Origin of the sequence: Sphingobium aquiterrae, assembly GCF_037154135.1 — a bacterium.
GTDB classification, from domain to species: Bacteria; Pseudomonadota; Alphaproteobacteria; order Sphingomonadales; family Sphingomonadaceae; genus Sphingobium; species Sphingobium aquiterrae.
On sequence record NZ_JBANFL010000001.1, the window covers coordinates 1 to 17,102 of the forward strand.

At 65.6% G+C, this 17,102-nt stretch carries 13 protein-coding genes; 9 read left to right on the forward strand and 4 right to left on the reverse strand.

Going from position 1 to position 17,102, the window contains the following annotated elements:
• Positions 1 to 295: 295 nt before the first annotated feature.
• The 8 genes from WFP78_RS00005 to WFP78_RS00040 all read left to right on the forward strand — a co-directional run bounded on the left by WFP78_RS00005 (position 296) and on the right by WFP78_RS00040 (position 12,404).
• The gene (locus WFP78_RS00005) at positions 296 to 3,013 is read left to right on the forward strand and encodes a TonB-dependent receptor plug domain-containing protein (protein ID WP_336957709.1); all 2,718 of its coding nucleotides are present in this window, start codon (positions 296 to 298) and stop codon (positions 3,011 to 3,013) included.
• A gap of 117 nt (positions 3,014 to 3,130) precedes the next feature.
• Positions 3,131 to 4,888 (forward strand): M1 family metallopeptidase, encoded by a 1,758-nt coding sequence (locus WFP78_RS00010; protein ID WP_336957710.1) that lies wholly within the window; start codon positions 3,131 to 3,133, stop codon positions 4,886 to 4,888.
• Between the two features lie 314 nt (positions 4,889 to 5,202).
• Complete coding sequence (locus WFP78_RS00015; RefSeq protein ID WP_336957711.1) at positions 5,203 to 5,952, forward strand: SDR family NAD(P)-dependent oxidoreductase; 750 nt, start codon at positions 5,203 to 5,205, stop codon at positions 5,950 to 5,952.
• A 329-nt stretch (positions 5,953 to 6,281) separates the two neighbouring features.
• Entirely contained in the window at positions 6,282 to 7,883 is a 1,602-nt protein-coding gene (locus tag WFP78_RS00020) for an alpha-glucosidase (protein ID WP_336957712.1), read from the forward strand.
• Positions 7,884 to 8,030: 147 nt separating this feature from the next.
• Entirely contained in the window at positions 8,031 to 9,227 is a 1,197-nt protein-coding gene (locus WFP78_RS00025) for a hypothetical protein (RefSeq protein WP_336957713.1), read from the forward strand.
• Positions 9,224 to 10,015, forward strand: a complete 792-nt coding sequence (locus WFP78_RS00030) for a glycosyltransferase family 2 protein (RefSeq protein ID WP_336957714.1) — start codon at positions 9,224 to 9,226, stop codon at positions 10,013 to 10,015. The genes WFP78_RS00025 and WFP78_RS00030 overlap by 4 nt, the downstream gene beginning before the upstream one ends.
• On the forward strand, positions 10,012 to 11,313 hold the full coding sequence (locus WFP78_RS00035; protein ID WP_336957715.1) for a lipopolysaccharide biosynthesis protein: 1,302 nt from the start codon (positions 10,012 to 10,014) through the stop codon (positions 11,311 to 11,313). Before WFP78_RS00030 ends, WFP78_RS00035 begins: the two co-directional genes overlap by 4 nt.
• Before the next feature lie 5 nt (positions 11,314 to 11,318).
• Positions 11,319 to 12,404: a glycosyltransferase family 4 protein gene (locus WFP78_RS00040; RefSeq protein ID WP_336957716.1), complete on the forward strand. Its 1,086-nt coding sequence runs from the start codon at positions 11,319 to 11,321 to the stop codon at positions 12,402 to 12,404.
• 239 nt (positions 12,405 to 12,643) lie between these two features.
• Here the strand turns inward: WFP78_RS00040 and WFP78_RS00045 are convergent, their stop codons facing one another.
• From WFP78_RS00045 to WFP78_RS00055, 3 genes are all read right to left on the reverse strand, one after another.
• Positions 12,644 to 13,144, reverse strand: a complete 501-nt coding sequence (locus WFP78_RS00045; protein ID WP_336957717.1) for a hypothetical protein — start codon at positions 13,142 to 13,144, stop codon at positions 12,644 to 12,646.
• A gap of 27 nt (positions 13,145 to 13,171) precedes the next feature.
• Positions 13,172 to 13,951 carry an SDR family NAD(P)-dependent oxidoreductase gene (locus tag WFP78_RS00050; protein WP_336957718.1) on the reverse strand — a complete coding sequence of 260 codons (780 nt, stop codon included), beginning with the start codon at positions 13,949 to 13,951 and terminating at the stop codon, positions 13,172 to 13,174.
• Between the two features lie 76 nt (positions 13,952 to 14,027).
• Positions 14,028 to 14,855 carry an alpha/beta fold hydrolase gene (locus WFP78_RS00055; RefSeq protein ID WP_336957719.1) on the reverse strand — a complete coding sequence of 276 codons (828 nt, stop codon included), beginning with the start codon at positions 14,853 to 14,855 and terminating at the stop codon, positions 14,028 to 14,030.
• A gap of 152 nt (positions 14,856 to 15,007) precedes the next feature.
• Here WFP78_RS00055 and WFP78_RS00060 point away from each other — a divergent pair, with 152 nt between their 5' ends.
• The gene (locus WFP78_RS00060) at positions 15,008 to 15,991 is read left to right on the forward strand and encodes a GlxA family transcriptional regulator (protein ID WP_336957720.1); all 984 of its coding nucleotides are present in this window, start codon (positions 15,008 to 15,010) and stop codon (positions 15,989 to 15,991) included.
• A gap of 187 nt (positions 15,992 to 16,178) precedes the next feature.
• Here the strand turns inward: WFP78_RS00060 and WFP78_RS00065 are convergent, their stop codons facing one another.
• Complete coding sequence (locus tag WFP78_RS00065) at positions 16,179 to 16,760, reverse strand: hypothetical protein (protein WP_336957721.1); 582 nt, start codon at positions 16,758 to 16,760, stop codon at positions 16,179 to 16,181.
• Positions 16,761 to 17,102: the final 342 nt, after the last annotated feature.

Here is a 17,102-nt window from a genome sequence, read left to right on the forward strand (position 1 = left end):
CTATGGCCGCACACGAAGCCTCGCAAGCAAGGGGCATCCCGTCACAGGCATCTGATAACCAACAACAACAGCACAACTACAGCAACCAAAGGGCCCGGCCATATGTGACCGGGCCCTTTCGCTGTGACATATCCGCGCAGTCCCGCTCGCACCCTGCGATAAAAAATACCAAGGAATGACATCTTTTTGAAACAAGGCTGGACGCTCCAATGCGTAGATAGTATACGGTATATCACTGACCGAATCGGAAAAATCCGCTCGCCTCAGCTCCATAAAGAAGATCAGGGGGTCTCATATGAAGCGCTTTGGAACGTCGTTCTTGTTGCTCGCCGCCGCTGCACCGCTCGCGCTCGCCACCGCCGCACAGGCACAGGATGCGACGTCTTCCGCGACATCGCCGGATGCCCCCCAGGCCGCGGCGGATGCCGATGAGGCCATCACAGTCACCGGCTCACGCCTGCCTTCCACCGACCTGACCGGCCCGGCACCGCTCACCATCCTGGACCGCAGCGAGATCGAGGCCACCGGCAGCACCAGCATCGGCGAACTCGTGCGCGAGTTGCCGGTCGCCTCCGCGTCGGCCAGCGACACCGCCGGCCGCGGCAATGACGGCTCGGCCAATGTCGCGTTGCGCGGCCTGAGCGCGGTCAATACGCTGGTGCTGGTCAACGGGCGGCGCATGCTTTCGAACAGCTCGGCAGGCACGGTCGACCTCAACAGCGTGCCGTTCGAGGCGGTCGACCGCGTCGAGGTCCTGCAGGACGGCGCATCGGCCGTCTATGGCGCGGATGCGGTTGCCGGCGTGGTCAACATCATTCTGCGCCGCGATTATGACGGCCTGCTGCTCAAGGGCGGATATGGCATCTCCAGCCGTGGCGACCTGCCCAATCGCGAGCTGAGCGGCACCTTCGGCCGCAAGTTCGACAATGGCGGGTTCGTGTTCAACGCGAGCTATCGCCAGACCGGCGGCAACCTGATCGGCGATCGTCCGATCAGCCGCGATCCGGACTGGCGTTCCCTTGGCGGCCGCAATTTTCGCGACTCCGCGCCGACCACCGGCACGGCGTTCAAGGGCCTGGACCCTACGCGCCCCGGCACGATCATGATCCTGAAGGACGGCGTGGCACAGGGGAATACGCTGGGCGATTATCGCGACGCCTATTTCCCGGGTGTGTTCACCGATGTGAACGGCACGCAGAACGACGGCATCAACTATTGGCAATATGAAAGCAGCGCTTCCGAAGTGAAGCAGTTCAACACCACTTTCGCGGGTGAATATGAGCTGGGATCGCGGATCAAGGCGTTTGTCGAGAGCGGCTTCAGCCACCGCACCTCGCTCGGCTTCCTCGCGCCGGATTATTTCGACGGCACGATCACGGTCAGCGCGGCCAACCGGTTCAACCCGTTCGGCCGCGATCTCGTCGCCTATCGCACGCTGGTGGAGGAAGGGTTGGGCGCCGGCCGCCGCAGCGCCGTCGAATCCAATCTGTACCGCATCGTGGCGGGCCTGGAAGGCGAACTGGGCACGACCTGGCACTGGGACGCGTCCGCCAATATCCAGCATCTCAACCAGTATACCGACAGCGGCAAGGGTGTCGTGACCAGCCGCCTGCAGCGCGCGGTCGGCCCGGACGCGGCATGCGCGGCCTATGCGGGGTGCATCCCGATCAATCTGTTCGCAGGGGTGGGGTCGATTACCGCGGCGCAGCTCGATTCGGTGTCGGCCCAGCATTTCCGCGACGTGACCGCCGATCTTCATTCCTTCGTGGCCAATATCTCGGGCACGGTGCTGCCGCTGTGGGCGGGCGATCTCAACGTTGCGCTGGGTGCCGAATATCGCGAGGAAGGCTTCAAGCAGGTGCAGGACAATGCACCCGACTATCCGACCCAGACGCCGCCCTTCCTGCCGCCGACGCGCAAGGTTTCGGAAATCTATGCCGAAGTCGGCCTGCCGCTGCTGAAGGACGTGCCGTTCGCCTATCGCCTCGATATCGAGGCGGCGGGACGCTATTCGCATTACAATGCCTTCGGGGACACATGGAACCCCAAGGTCGGCGTCAAATGGCGGCCCTATAGCGACCTGCTGATCCGCGGTTCATGGGGCACCGCCTTCCGCGCGCCGACCTTCGGCGAGGCGAACTCGACACAGAGCCGCGGCTATCGCCCCGTCACCGATCCGTGCGCCACGGCGCAATATGCCGCGCTTCCCGGTTGCCACGGCATCCAGGCGCCCGTCACCACCGGCACTTTCGTGGTCACGGGCGGCAATCCCAATCTGCAGCCCGAAACGGCAAAGACGCTGACCGTCGGCGCGGTGTTCACGCCCAGCTTCGTCCCGCGCCTTTCGCTGACCGTCGATTATTACCACATCAAGAAATCCAACATCATCGGCATTGCGGATGTCGACTATATCATCGCGCAGAACGCCGCCGGGCTGGACTATGCCGGCCGGGTCACGCGCAATCCGGACGGATCGATCTACGAGATGTTCGCGACGCGCGACAATCTGCTCGACCAGAGCATCAAGGGACTGGACTTCGGGCTGGAATATACGACGGCGTCCGGCCCGTGGGGCAAGCTCAATGCCCGCATCGACGCGACCTATATGTCCTCCTACACGCTGTCGCCGGCACCGAACCAGCCTGCGGTCGAACGGATCGGCACCTATACGACGGCGATCGGCACGCTGCCGCGGTGGAAGGGCAACGCCCGCCTCACCTGGTCGCTCGACGACCTGACCGTGAGCTATGGCGTGCGCTATGTGGGCGGCGTCCGCAACGATGCGTCGCTGCTCGTCAACGGCGTCCACCTGACCGCCGACGATTATATGCAGCACGACATTTCGGTGAATTACGACTTTGCCGCGGCCAAGGCGAAGCTGACCCTTGGCGTGGAGAATATCGGCGACGCGATGCCGCCGTTCCTTGAGGGCAATTACGCCAATGGTTTCGACAACCTGATCTTCAATTCGCGCGGACGCTTCTTCTATGTCCGGGTTCAAAAGGGTTTCTGAGCCCTCGCCCACCGTTCCTCCTCGCAGCCGGCACCGGAGAGCCCAGCACGCTTCCGGTGCCGCTTGCGTAAAGGCGCGGTGGTGTCGAAAATCACATTGTCTTCTGGGAGAAACGGGATGAAGCGACGGTTGCTGTCTTTAATGCTGTGCGGTGCGGCGGCGCTCTGTGGGGCGGGCACGGCGTTCGCGCAGCGCCAGGTGGCGGCGTCGATCACCGACCCCAATGATCCCAAATATGTGACCGAGCAGACCCGCAAGATGGGCGGTGTGATGCCGCCCGAGCAATTGGCGCTGGTGTTCGATCATCTCGACCTCGCGCTCAAGGTCTTTCCGGACCGGCAGCGCGTGGAAGGCGATGTGACGCTCAATCTGCACACAAAGGCGCAGATCGGCACACTGATCCTCGATTTCTTCCCCAAATTCGCGATCTCCGCGATCTATCTCGACGGCAAGAAGCTCGCGCCGGGCAGCTATGCCAATCCGGAAGGGCAGCTGCGCATCGCGCTGGCCCGGCCGATCAAGGCGGGCACCAGCTTCGCCGCGCGCGTGGTCTATGCCGGCACGCCGCCGCTGGCCAAGCGGCCGCCATGGGAAGGCGGCACCACCTGGATGAAGACGCCGGACGGCAAATATCCGTGGATCGACACGTCGCTTTGGGGCGGCGGCTGCGACATGCTCTATCCGTGCCTCGACCATCCCACGCTCAAGCCTGCGACCAGCGACCTGCACTACACCGTGCCCGCCGGCCTGATGGCGCCGGGCAACGGCGCGCTCGTCAGCAAGGTGGAGAAGGATGGCTGGACCACCTGGAACTGGCATGCGCGCAGCATCCACACTTATGGGTCGGTGCTGGATGTCGGGCCCTATAAGGTGATGGAAGGCGACTATAAGAGCCGCTTCGGCAACGTCATCCCGATGCGTTTCTATTATCTTCCGGGCGAGGAGAAGCAGGCCGCCGAACTGTTCGCCGAATTCCCCCAGACCCTCGATTTCTGGGAGAATATGATCGGCCCCTATCCCTGGGCGGACCAGAAGATGGGCGTGATCCGCGTGCCCTATTCGGGCCTGGAGAACCAGACGCTGATCGGTTATTCGAACGACTATCCCAAGACGCCCTATGGCTGGGATTGGCTGATGAACCACGAATTCTCGCATGAATGGTTTGCCAACCAGCTGTCCAACGCCAATTATGACGACCTGTGGCTGCATGAGGGCCTTGGCTCCTATGCCCAGCCGCTGATCGCGCAATATCTGGGCGGCGAGATCGACTATATGGCGCAGCTCAAGCCGCAGCGTGCCGGCATCCGCAACGAGATGCCGCTGGTCTCCGGGCAGGAGCGGCCCGAAAAGGCGGTCTATGCCGATCCCACCGGCCCGCGCGGCGACATCTATACCAAGGGGAGCTGGGTCGCCCATACATTGCGCGGGCTGATCGGCGACGAGGCCTTCTTCAAGGCGATCCGCATTCTCGTCTACGGCCGGCCCGATCCCAAGCCCGGCAACTTCACGCCGCAGTTCGGCACGACGCAGGGCTTCCTCAAGATCGTCAACGACGTGACGGGCAAGGACTATAAATGGTTCTTCGACGTCTATCTCTATCGCGCCGCCCTGCCGAAGCTGGTCGCCATGCGTGAGGGCGGGATGCTCAAGCTGCACTGGCAGACGCCGGACAACCTGCCCTTCCCGATGCCGGTCGATGTGCGTGTGGACGGCAAGACCGTCACGCTGCCGATGGCCGACGGCACCGGCGCAGTGCCGGCGACGGCGCAGGCCGGCGTCACGATCGACCCCAATTCGAAGATCCTGATGCAGTCCGACGCCATCGACAAATATCAGGCATGGCGCGCCGCGCAGCCGGCGGCCCGGGCCAACTGATCCCACACCCCCGCGCGCCGCAGCCGGTCTGCCGCGCGCGGGGGTAGGAGGTTCTGGCGCAGGAAGGCATGAGGGGCGGTCCGTTTTCGCGATCGCGCCTTGCGCTTGGCGCATGAGGGCGCGCATCGTCGCGGCGACAGTATCTTCGCGCCCTGCGCCCGGGCCCGCGCGATCATGCGTGGCGGCCGGCCCGGACCATCCGGGCCGTACCGCAAAATGTGCGGGCGAATTGTCCTCTTCGTTCCAGATCGCTAGTCAGTCTGCCGGCGGCGGACGATGCGCTGGCCAAGGACGTCATGGGGCAAGGAAGCAAGATGCAGAAGACGATATTCATCACCGGTGCCACGGCGGGAATCGGCGCGGCCGCCGCGCGGCGGTTCGTCGCGGCCGGGGACAAGGTGGTTGTCACCGGGCGTCGCAAGGATCGGCTGGACGCGCTCATCGCCGAGCTTGGGGCCGACAGCGCCTTTGCGCTCGCCTTCGACATGCGGGACGAGGATGCCATCGCCGCGGCGCTGGCCAGCCTGCCGGAGGATTTCGCCGGCATCGACGTGCTGATCAACAATGCCGGGCTCGCGCTTGGCACGGCCCCCGCGCAGCAGGCCGATCTCGCCCAATGGCGGCAGATGATCGACACCAATGTGACGGGGCTCGTCACCATCACGCAACTGCTGTTGCCGCGGCTGATCGCGCGCAGGGGGGCGATCCTCAATCTCAGCTCCGTCGCCGCGACCTATCCCTATGCCGGCGGCAATGTCTATGGCGGCACCAAGGCCTTTGTGCGCCAGTTTTCGCTGGGCCTGCGGTCCGATCTGCACGGCACCGGGGTCCGCGTGACCTCGATCGAGCCCGGCATGGTCGAAACCGAATTCACCCTGATCCGCACCGGCAGCCAGGCGGCTTCGGACACGCTCTATGGCGGCGCCAACCCGATGACGGCCGAGGATATCGCCGAAACCCTGTTCTGGGTGGCGACGCAGCCGGCGCATCTCAACTTCAACAGCATCGAACTGATGCCGGTCAGCCAGTCCTTCGCGGGCTTCCAGGTCGCGCGGGAAAGCTGATCGCCTCGCGGCAAGGCGTCGGCCGGGCATGATCTCGCCCATGCCGCCATGGCGCCGGATGCCGCCTGCCTGACGGGATGGTGCTTGCCTGACGGAAGGGTGCGGCTCCGCGGCGTGTCGATCCTCACAAGGGCATAATATCCGCTCGCCTTCACCCTGTCGGCCGCTAAGCTGGCCGCGCAGGGGGAGGGCGATTCCGGTTCGGATGATGTGCGGTGCTGGCGCGCGCCCTGCGCCGCGTGCATCCGCGCCGGGCAACGGCCCTGTCTTCCTGCCGCCGCCCGGAATGTGCCCCAGATGCCGCGGAAGACATGATGATGACAGACAGCATGACGAAAGCCGAAACACCGTGGTGGCGCGGCGCCGCGATCTACCAGATCTATCCCCGCAGCTTTGCCGATTCGAACGGCGATGGCGTCGGCGACCTTCAGGGCATCGCCGCGCATCTCGACTATGTCGCATCGCTGGGCGTGGACGCGATCTGGCTGTCGCCCTTCTTCAAGAGCCCGATGCGCGATTTCGGCTATGACGTGTCGGATTATCGCGATGTCGATCCGATCTTCGGCACGCTTGCCGATTTCGACGCGCTGGTGGCGCGCGCCCATGCGCTGGGCTTGCGCGTCATCATCGATCAGGTGTGGGCGCATACCTCCGACGCGCATCCCTGGTTCATCGAGAGCCGGGCGAGCCGCGATAATCCCAAAGCGGACTGGTATGTCTGGGCCGATGCGAGGGCGGACGGTACGCCGCCCAATAACTGGCAGTCGGTCTTCGGCGGACCGGCCTGGACATGGGACGCGCGCCGCCGCCAATATTATATGCACAATTTCCTGCGCGAACAGCCGCAACTGCATCTGCACAATGCCGAGGTCCAGACCGAGCTGCTCGACATCGTGCGCTTCTGGCTGGACCGGGGCGTCGACGGATTCCGCATCGACGCGATCAACCATGCGATGCACGATCCGCAACTGCGCGACAATCCCCCCGCGCCCGACGATGGCTCCGTGCGGACCCGCCCGTTCGATTTCCAGATCAAGAAATACAGCCAGAGCCATCCCGACATCCCGGCCTTCCTTGAGAAGGTGCGCGAGGTGTTCGACGATTATGACGATCGCTTCACCGTCGCCGAAGTGGGCGGAGCGGAGAGCGAGCGGGAGATGAAGCTGTTTACGCAAGGGGATGCCCGGCTCAACACCGCCTATGGCTTCGATTTCCTCTATGCGCCCGAACTGACCGCGTCGGCGCTGCGCACGGCGCTGGAGAAATGGCCGGCGGCGGCGGGGATCGGCTGGCCGAGCTGGGCCTTCGAAAACCATGATGCGCCCCGGGCGATGTCGCGCTGGGCCGGCGGGCATGATGCCGATGCCTTCGGGCGGATGAAGATGCTGCTGCTCGCCAGCCTGCGCGGCAACATCTTCCTCTATTATGGCGAGGAGCTGGGGCTGACGCAGGTCGATATCGCCTTTGGCGACCTGCAGGACCCCGAGGCGATCGCCAACTGGCCGCTGACCCTGTCGCGCGACGGCGCCCGCACGCCGATGCCGTGGACGGCCGATGCGCCCTCTTATGGCTTTTCGCATGCAAAGCCCTGGCTGCCGGTGGGCGAGGCGCATCGGCCGCTGGCCGTGGACCGGCAGGAGGCGTGGCCGGACTCGCTGCTCCACTGGACGCGGCAGGTGCTGGCGCTGCGCAAGCGATCGGCCGCGCTCCGCCAAGGCGATATCGCGTTTCTCGATACGCCCGAAGAACTGCTCGCCTTTATACGCATGGTGGATGGCGAGCGGCTGCTCTGCGTCTTCAACCTTGGCGGCACGGTCCACCACTGGATGCCGGAGGATGCGAGCCGCTGGCAGCCGCTGCTTTCGACCGGCGCCGTGGCGGACTGGGATTTCGGTCCTGTTTCCGGGCTCGTCGCCCGATTTGTGGATTAGGCCCCGCCGAGACATCGCCTCTGACCGCCTTCGTCCCGATCTCGGCAGTTGTCGCGCGCGATGCCGCCCATGGCCCGCCGGCCAAAAAATTTTCCCATTGTCATATTCCCGACTGCGGTGGTGGGCATAAGGTGACGTCGGGGCACCATGCGCATCTGTTTTCTTTTCAACCACGATCAGATCCATCAGATCGCTCACAGCCTGCCGATTGCCATCGCGCTGGCCGAGGGCGGCTTCGATGGGGAGATCATCGTCGCCACTACCAACGATCGCCTGGCGTGCGAGGTCAGGCGGCTGGCGGGCGCCCTGCTGGGCACTCGCATCCGGCATGTCGCGCTTGGCCTGTCGCCCCGCTCCGCGCAGCTGGCGCGGTTCCTGAGCGGCGTCGTGCCGGCGGCGAAGATCCTGGTCTATCGCGACAATCTGGATTTCTTCCGTGGGCTCGACATGCTGGTCGTCGCCGAAAAGACCTCGCTGATGCTCAAGTCGCGCTATGGCCTTTCCGATCTGACGATGGTGCATACGCGCCACGGCGCGGGCGACCGGGCGATCGGTTTCGACAAGGCCAGCGCGGGCTTCGACCATGTGCTGTGTTCCGGCCCGAAGATCAGGCAGCGGCTGATCGCCGAGGCGGGGGTCGATCCCGATACGATCAGCATCGTGGGCTATCCGAAATTCGACATGGCCGGTGCGCCCAGGCGACTGTTCCCCAGCGGGGGCGAGCGGCCGGTCGTGCTCTACAATCCGCACCCGTCGCCGCACCTTTCCTCATGGTACAGGCATGGCCGGGACGTGCTGGATCATTTCCTGGCGGACGAATCCCATGCGCTCATCTTCGCGCCGCATGTGATGCTGTTCGAACGCAATTTCGTCGTCACCATCGACAAGCTGACCGTGAGCCGTGCCGGCACGATTTCCAGCCGCTATCTGCATGGCGACAACATGCATATCGACCTGGGCAGCCGCGCGTCGACCGACATGAGCTATACGCTCGCCTCCGACATCTATCTGGGCGATGCGAGCAGCCAGGTCTATGAATTCCTGCTGCGGCCGCGGCCCTGCATCTTCCTCAACAGCCATGGCATCGCATGGCGGGGCGACCCCAATTTCAACCATTGGCGGGCGGGCGAGGTGATCGCGCATCCGGGCGAACTGGCCGGCGCGCTGGCGCGGGCGACGCAACTGCATGACAGCCATTATCGCGCCGTTCAGCAGCAGATGTTCGCCGAAAGCTTCGACCTGACCGGGCAGCCGTCGTCGCAGCGCGCCGCGCATGTCCTTGCCGCACTGGCACAGGCGCGCCAGCCGGTCGCGGTCGGCGGCAGGACATTGCAGGCCGCGTGACCGCTCTCCTCACGATCATCCTTCCCTATTTCAACGAACAGGGCTGGATCGGGCCGACGATCGACAGCCTCGTGGCGCAGCGCGACCGCCGCTTTCGCCTGCTGCTGGTGGACAATGGATCGACCGACGAGGGGCCGCAGGAGGCGCGCCGGCATGCCGCGCCGCTGGGCGATGCGGTGTCCCACATCGTCTGCGACCGGCCGGGCAAGATCCATGCGCTCGCCGCCGGGCTGGCCGCGGTCACGACGCCGCTGGTCGCGACATGCGATGCCGACACCCATTATCCGCCCGATTATGTCGCCTGGATACTCTCCCTGTTCGAAAGCAACGGGCGCGCGGCGGCGGTGATGGCGATCGGTCTTTATGCACCGGCCGCCAGCGCCGAGGGGCAGCGGCGGGTCGCCCGGATCATGCGCAAGAGCCGGCGTTTCCCGACCCGATGCCATGCCGGCGGCTATGCGCAGGCGTTCAGGACGCAGGCCCTGCGCGCGGCCGGTGGCTTCGACGTGCAGCGCTGGCCCTATGTGCTGGAGGATCATGAGATCGTGCATCCGCTGATGCGGCACGGCACGGCGGTCTATCATCCCGATCATGTCTGCTTCCCATCGCAGCGGCGGGCCTCGCGGGCCTCGGTCAGCTGGACGCCGATGGAGCGGCTGCTCTACCGCCGCCTGCCGGATGGCTGGATGGACTGGTATTTCTACCGTTTCCTGGCGGGCAGGCTTGCCGCCCGGAACAGCTTTGGCATTGCGCTGCGCGAAAAAGACTGGTCATCACAAGCGCGATGAGCGGACGATCGGGGATTACGGGGCGGATTTTCGCCGGGCTGGGCCTTGTCCTGGGCGGAAAGGCCGGCGCGGGGCTGATCAGCCTGGCCTATCTGGTCATCGCCGCGCGCGTGCTGGGGCCGCGCGACTATGGCATATTGGTGCTGGTCCATGGCTATGTGACGGCGGTGTGCGGCATCGTCGAGTTCCCCGCATGGCAGGCCATCGTCCGCTATGGCGCCGAAGCCCATCTCGATCCGTCGCCGCACCGCATGGCCCGGCTGCTGCGTTTCGGGACGGCGGTCGAGCTTGCCGGCGGGGTGGCGGCGATCGTCGCGGCGATGCTGTGTGCGCCCTTTGTCGGCGCGCATCTGGGCTGGCCGCCCGCGACGCTGGCCTTCGCCATTCCCTACAGCTTCGCGGTGCTCGGCTCGGTGCGGTCGACCCCGGCGGGCTATCTGCAGTTGATCGGGCGGTTCGACCTGCTGGGTCTGCACAATATGGTGCAGCCCATCGTCCGCCTGATCGGCGCGACAGTGGCGCTGATGCTGGGCTGGGGGCTCAAGGGCTTTCTGGTCGCCTGGCTGGTGGCCGCCATTGCCGAATTCGCCGTGCTCTGGGCGATGGGCCTGTGGTTCGCCTATCGAAGGCTGGGCAGCAGTCTGCGCCAGCCGGAACCGGGCAGCGCGCGCGCGGACAATCCGGGCATCTGGCGCTTTCTGGTCGCGAGCAACGCCGATGTGACGCTCGGCGAACTGGCCGGCCGCATCGCGCCGCTGATCGTCGGTTGGGTGCTCGGCCCCGCCATGGCGGGCCTGTTCGCCGTCGCCCAGCGTGCTACCGTCATCATCGCCCAGCCCGCCCAGATCCTGGGTAACACCGCCTATGCCGAGCTGGCGCGCATGGTCGCGGCCGGGGAAGGCGGCGCGCCGTTGCGCCGCACCCTGCGCAAGGTGATCGGCATCGCGGTGCTCGCGGCCATGCCGGTGGTGGTTATCGCCGCGCTGTTCCCCACGCCCATCGTGACATTGCTTGCCGGCCCCGCGTTCAAGGCGGCGGGGAGCCTGATGGTCGTCCTCATCCTGGCGCGCGCCATCGCCGTCATCGGCCCGCCATGCAGTTCCGCGCTGTCGGCCATGGGCTATCCCGCGCTGTCGATGAGCGCCAATCTCTTCGCCAGCATCCTCTTCCTGCCGGTGCTGCCCTGGCTGCTGCATCATGCCGGGCTGATGGGCGCGGGCATCCAGGCGGTGGGGCAGGCGGTGCTGGCGAGCGGCATGCTCGTGCTGCTGGTCTGGCGGCGGAGCCTGGCGCATTGAGCGGCATGCGGATCGCTTATGTCATCAATTCGGTGGAGGGCGGCGGCGCGGCCCAGCCGGTGCCGGCGGTCGCGCAGGTGCTGCGCGATGAAGGCGCGCAGGTGCGGGTGTTCGTGCTCACCCGGCGCGACGGGCGCGGGCTGCCGGCGATCGCCGCCGCCGGGCTCGATCCCGTCGTGCGCGATGGCGGGGAAGGCGATCATCTGGCCGCCGCGCTATGGCTGAAGCGGCAGCTGGGGGATTGGGGCGCGACCCATATCTGGACCTCGCTCAGCCGGGCGACGATCCTTGGCCTTGCCATGGGGCCGATGCTGGGCCTGCCGGTCGTCAGTTGGCAGCATAATGCATTTCTCAAGCCCTGGAACCGGCGGTTGATGCGCCTGTTGCAATCGCGCGCCCTGCTGTGGATCGGGGATTCGCGGTCGGTGACGGCGCTGACGGCCAGCCGGCTGGGCGTGCCCGCCGACCGGCTGATGTGCTGGCCGATCTTCGCCGCCGATCCGCGGATGCCGCAGGCGACGGCATGGCGGCTGGGCGAGCCCCTGCGCATCGGCAGCCTGGGCCGGCTGCATCCGGTGAAGGGCTATGACGTGCTGGTCGCGGCGCTGGCACGATTGAAGGCGGATGGCTTTGCCGCTCCGGTGCCGGTCGAGGTCGTGATCGCGGGCGAAGGGGCGGAGCGGGCGCGGCTGTCGGCGCTGGCGGCGGGCGCGGGCGTGGAACTCCGGTTGCCGGGCTTCACCGCTACGCCGCGCGATTTCCTGGCGGGCCTGCATCTTTATGTCCAGCCGTCGCGATGGGAGGGCTTCTGCATCGGCGCGCATGAGGCGCTGACCGCCGGGCTGCCGGTGCTCGCCTCCGCGGTCGGCGAACTGCCCTATTCGATCAGGGAAGGGCAAACCGGCCATGTCGTGCCGCCCGGCGATGCCGACGCGCTGGCCGCCCGGCTGGCGGCGATGCTGGGCGATCCTGCTTCGCTGCATGCGATGGGGCAGGCGGCGCGGGCGGACATGCTGGAACGTTTCTCGCAGGCGCATTTCGCGGCGGCCGGCGCGGCCATCATGCGCCATATCCGCCAGGCCGGCGCCTGAGGTTCCAGCCCGTTTTATGTCGAGCCGGGTGAGGCCCCTCGCCGCGACGACCGCTTCGATCGGGCTGGAGACAAGGCCGTATCTCCATATGTCCTTGCGGCGGGGCATGGCCGTCATGCTCCGCAAAGGCCGGATCGACTGCGGGATCGTGAGCGGTTGTGACGGGAAAAGCCCCCCATGTAGTGGGGGGCGAAGGCATGTGCGCAGGGGCGGGGCGCACGCCCCGCCCCTGGTTGCGTTCAGGCGACGGCAGGTCTGGCCCGGCGCGCGCCGGTCACGGCGAGGACGCCCAGCACCACGCTCAACCCCAGCACCAGCGTCTGCGCCACGATGAAGGCGGGCGAAGCCTGGGTGGGGCCGATGGCCTGCAGCGCCGGCACCTTCAGGAAGCCCTGCACCACCAGCACGAACAGGTTGAAGTAAAGCGCGATGGTGGCGCTCACCGCATAGGTCGCCCGTGCCCGTCCGCGCAGGCCGAAGCCATAGAGCGCGGTCAGGGCGATGGCGAGGACGACGATGGAGATCGCGCCCACCATCAGCGCCGGCGTCGGCCCCCGGAAGGGGAAGAGGAAGCCGGTGATGCTGGTGGCGGCGGTGGTGGCGAGGAAGGCCGCCTGCCAGCCCCCGAGCCAGCGCCCGGACGCGAGCGCGGGCATGGCGATAAGGCCGGTCAGGATGCCGATCAGGCTGATGGCGACGTGCAGCTGGATGAAAGCCTGCACCGAAAGTCCGAGGATCATGGCAAGTCTCCTTCTATACGCTGTGGTTCAGGCCGCATAACGGGCGGCAGGCAGGTTGCGGGAGAGATTGGGGCGCAGTGCCGATCGCGCCGCGATGAACCGATCCAGATCGGCGATGTCGGGAAGCGACGGGATCGTGATCGTCTCGCCCAGGTCCAGCCCGGCCAGCGCCGCGTCGACCATGTCGCCCACCTCCATCACCATGTCGGCCGGAATGGCGGCGATGCGGTCTTCTTCCCAGATGGCGGTGCGGGTGATGCCGGGCAGCACGGCCTGCACGCGCACGCCCTTTGGCCCCAGTTCGGCGTTCAGCGCTTCGGTGAAGGCCAGTACGAACGCCTTGGTCGCGGGATAGACGGCCGTGAAGCCGTCCGGCATCAGCGCGGTGACGGAGGTGATGTTGATGATCGTGCCCTTGCCCTGCGTGGCAAGGCGCGGGGCGATAGCGGCGGCCAGCCGGGTGACGGCGAGCACGTTGAGGTCGATCATGCCGGTCAGATGGGTGGGGTCCGCCGCGACGAAGCTGGTTTCGCCCGCAATGCCGGCATTGTTGACGAGGCCGGTGATGCTGCCGTCGTCGCGCAGCCGCGCCTCGATGCGGGCAAGGTCGTCCGCGTTGGCGAGATCGGCGGAGATCGTCTCGACGCTGACGCCGGTTTCCGCGTGCAGCTGGCCGGCCAATGCGGCGAGCTTCTCGGCCCGGCGGGCGACGAGGATGAGGTTGTGGCCGCGCCGGGCGAGACGGTCGGCATAGACGGCGCCGATGCCGTCGGAGGCGCCGGTGATGAGGATGGTTCCTTGCGTCATGGTCGTGGTCCTTCGAGAGAGATGTGGGAGGGGGGCGGCGGCGGCCGTCCGTGGCCGCCGCTGCATCGTGGGAATGTCAGCTCTGGATGAAGTCGAGCAGGTCGGCGTTGAAGCGGTCCTGATGGGTCTGGGTCAGCCCATGGTCGGCGCCTGCATAGACCTTGAGGATCGCATGCTTGACGATCTTCACGGTCGACAGGGCGGAAGCGCCGATGGGCACGATCTGGTCGTCGTCGCCATGGAGGACGAGCGTGGGCTTGTCGAACTTCGCCAGGTCCGCGTTGAAATCGCTTTCGGAAAAGGCGCGGATGCTGTCGAGCTGGCCTTTCAGGCCGCCCATCATGCCCTGCAGCCAGAAGCTGTCCCGGATGCCTTCGGAAATCACCGCGCCTTCGCGGTTATAGCCGTAGAAGGGCAAGGTGAGATCGCGGAAGAACTGGCCGCGATTGTCATAGGTGCCCTTGCGGATGCCGTCGAACACATCGATGGGCAGGCCGCCGGGGTTCGCCTCGGTCTTCAGCATCAGCGGAGGCACCGCGCCGATCAGCGCGATCTTGGCGACCCGCGCCGTGCCGTGCCGGCCGATATAGCGGGTCACTTCGCCGCCGCCGGTGGAGTGGCCGACGAGGATCGCGTCATGCAGGTCGAGCGTCTCGATCAGCTCGGCCAGATCGTCGGCATATTGGTCCATGGTGTTGCCGTCCCACACCTGGTCGGAGCGGCCATGGCTGCGGCGGTCATGGGCGATGACGCGAAAGCCCTGATTGGCGAAGAAGACCATCTGTGCGTCCCATGCATCGGCGGTCAGCGGCCAGCCATGCGAGAAGAGGATGGGTTGCGCGTCCTTGCTGCCCCAGTCCTTGTAGAAGATGCGGGTGCCGTCCTTGGTGGTGATCGTGCTCATGTCTCCGGTGTCCTTTCATGCTCGGAAGCCGTTCGCTCCATGACTTGAAGGGATAGGGCCGCTCGGGCATCTTCGGCATTGGCGGTTCCGACAATAGGCGGGCCGATTCCGACATTGTACCGGATGAGGGGCGCAGAGCGATGGAGATACGCATGGCACACACGCCGCAGCCCAGGGCCGAGGTCGGGCTGGTGCTTTATCCCGGCTGCCAGCAGGCGATGGTCCATGGCATGACCGATCTGCTGGCGATCGCCGGCCATTTTTCGGCCAGCCATGGCGGGCCGGAGATCCGCGTCAGCCACTGGGCGCCCGATGCGAACGGATGCTTCGTGCGGGGCTTCGATACCCATGCCGATGCCGCGACCCAGCCGGAAATCCTGATCGTGCCGGGGCGGCTGACCGGCCCGCCCGGCATCGCGGAATCGACGCCCTATGCCCGCTGGCTGCTGGACCGGCACGCGCAGGGCGCGACGCTCGGCTCCACCTGCGGCGGCGCGTTCCTGCTTGCCGCCACGGGCCTGCTCGCCGGGCGCCCGGCGACGACCCACTGGCAGTTCGCCGACGATTTCCGCCAGCGCTTTCCCGACGTGCTGCTGGATACCGACCGGATGGTGATCGAGGATGGCGACATCATCACCGCCGGCGGCCTGATGGCGTGGACCGATCTGGGCATCCGGCTGGTCGACCGGCTGCTGGGGCCGAGCGTGATGATCGAGACCGCGCGCTTCCTGCTGGTCGATCCATCCGGGCGGGAGCAGCGCCATTACAGCAGCTTCGCCCCGCGCCTCACCCATGGCGACGAACCCGTGCTGAAGGTGCAGCACTGGCTGCAGGGCAAGGGCGGCCGCGCCGTCAGCGTGACGCAGATGGCGGAGATGGCCGGGCTGGAGGAGCGCACCTTCCTGCGCCGCTTCAAGAACGCCACGGGCCTGCGCCCCATCGAATATGCCCAGCATCTGCGCGTCGGCAAGGCGCGCGAGCTGCTGGAATTCACCCGCCGATCCGTGGATCAGGTCGCATGGGCGGTGGGCTATGAGGATGCGGCGGCGTTTCGCCGGGTGTTCCACCGGGTCATGGGGCTTTCACCGGGGGATTACCGCCAGCGCTTCTCCGCGGGTAGCGCGCAGGCGGCATAGGGGGATGCCGGTCATTCCCATCTCGTCATGCCAGCGCAGGCCGGCATCTCTATCGGGAGGGCGCAACCCAGCCTCACAAGATTCCAGCCTTCGCCGGGATGACGGTAAGGGTGGGGAGCGGAATGGCGGCTTTGGGTGGGAAGCGGACTGTCGGCTTTAGGAGGTAATCAGCAAATAGCTGCGAACCTCAGGTAGACGCCGGGATGCTCAGCAGTCGCCTGTATATCTGAAGCATGGCCGGGACGGCTGCCCACTCTCCGTATCGTAGAGAAATCGTGTGCTGCACGCCTCTGTCATTCAGAAAGACGATGCACGTCTGTGGCCCGCATTCGGTGTAGGCGTTCGGCTCATTTTTGTAGATGACAACCGTGCTGGGCGAAACAATTCCGTCCCCTTCAACGGTCCCTATAGAATATCCTTCTTTCTTTTCTTTAATAACATAGTGATTGCTCCCAAAAAGCGGAAGCCCTTTGCCATCCTCACTGATACCCCATTCGTTACTCTTCGCGGGTGTCAGGTAGATTTCTTTTCCGTATCTAGGATCGGCTCGGAGTGCAGCATTCTGGCCAAAAATCTCATTCCAAATGCTTGCGGAAATGACGCCATGTCCTTTCCACTTTGCAGGTTCATGGAGTTCCGGAGAGCTATCGACAGGCCACTGATAGGTTACGCCTGCCACCGAAATAGGAACGTGAGATATGTCGCCGTGGCTATCTGTGGGCGAGCAACTCGCAAGCATGATCGTCAATATCGATACGCGAATCTTCATATAGCACCCCAATTTTCATGGTCGTGGCATATAAGACCTTATTGCTGAGTTAAGTCCGCTCGCCAAATTGCGGGACGAGACGGGAGGCTCAGCGTCCGGTATCGGCAGACTGGATCGGCGCATCAATGAGCGCAAATGGTCGCAAGCTGCCACCACCTTCAATCGCGCGCGATGGTCTTCCTCCCGGATATCCCCTCGCCCCAAAACCCGCCCGCCAACGGTCATTTTCATCGCCCCGGCGACCGACATTGCGTTTTTGGCGTTTTGCCTCTAAGGGGCGCTCAGCAAAGATATCGCCTTCTTCTGCACGCCAACTCGCCGCCATGGGTGCGGACCATGGCG

Coding starts and splice junctions, on each gene's coding strand:
- WFP78_RS00005 (WP_336957709.1), top strand. CDS start 296: ATGAAGCGCTTTGGAACGTCGTTCTTGTTGCTCGCCGCCGCTGCACCG.
- WFP78_RS00010 (WP_336957710.1), top strand. CDS start 3,131: ATGAAGCGACGGTTGCTGTCTTTAATGCTGTGCGGTGCGGCGGCGCTC.
- WFP78_RS00015 (WP_336957711.1), top strand. CDS start 5,203: ATGCAGAAGACGATATTCATCACCGGTGCCACGGCGGGAATCGGCGCG.
- WFP78_RS00020 (WP_336957712.1), top strand. CDS start 6,282: ATGACGAAAGCCGAAACACCGTGGTGGCGCGGCGCCGCGATCTACCAG.
- WFP78_RS00025 (WP_336957713.1), top strand. CDS start 8,031: ATGCGCATCTGTTTTCTTTTCAACCACGATCAGATCCATCAGATCGCT.
- WFP78_RS00035 (WP_336957715.1), top strand. CDS start 10,012: ATGAGCGGACGATCGGGGATTACGGGGCGGATTTTCGCCGGGCTGGGC.
- WFP78_RS00040 (WP_336957716.1), top strand. CDS start 11,319: ATGCGGATCGCTTATGTCATCAATTCGGTGGAGGGCGGCGGCGCGGCC.
- WFP78_RS00045 (WP_336957717.1), bottom strand. CDS start 13,144: ATGATCCTCGGACTTTCGGTGCAGGCTTTCATCCAGCTGCACGTCGCC.
- WFP78_RS00050 (WP_336957718.1), bottom strand. CDS start 13,951: ATGACGCAAGGAACCATCCTCATCACCGGCGCCTCCGACGGCATCGGC.
- WFP78_RS00055 (WP_336957719.1), bottom strand. CDS start 14,855: ATGAGCACGATCACCACCAAGGACGGCACCCGCATCTTCTACAAGGAC.
- WFP78_RS00060 (WP_336957720.1), top strand. CDS start 15,008: ATGGCACACACGCCGCAGCCCAGGGCCGAGGTCGGGCTGGTGCTTTAT.
- WFP78_RS00065 (WP_336957721.1), bottom strand. CDS start 16,760: ATGAAGATTCGCGTATCGATATTGACGATCATGCTTGCGAGTTGCTCG.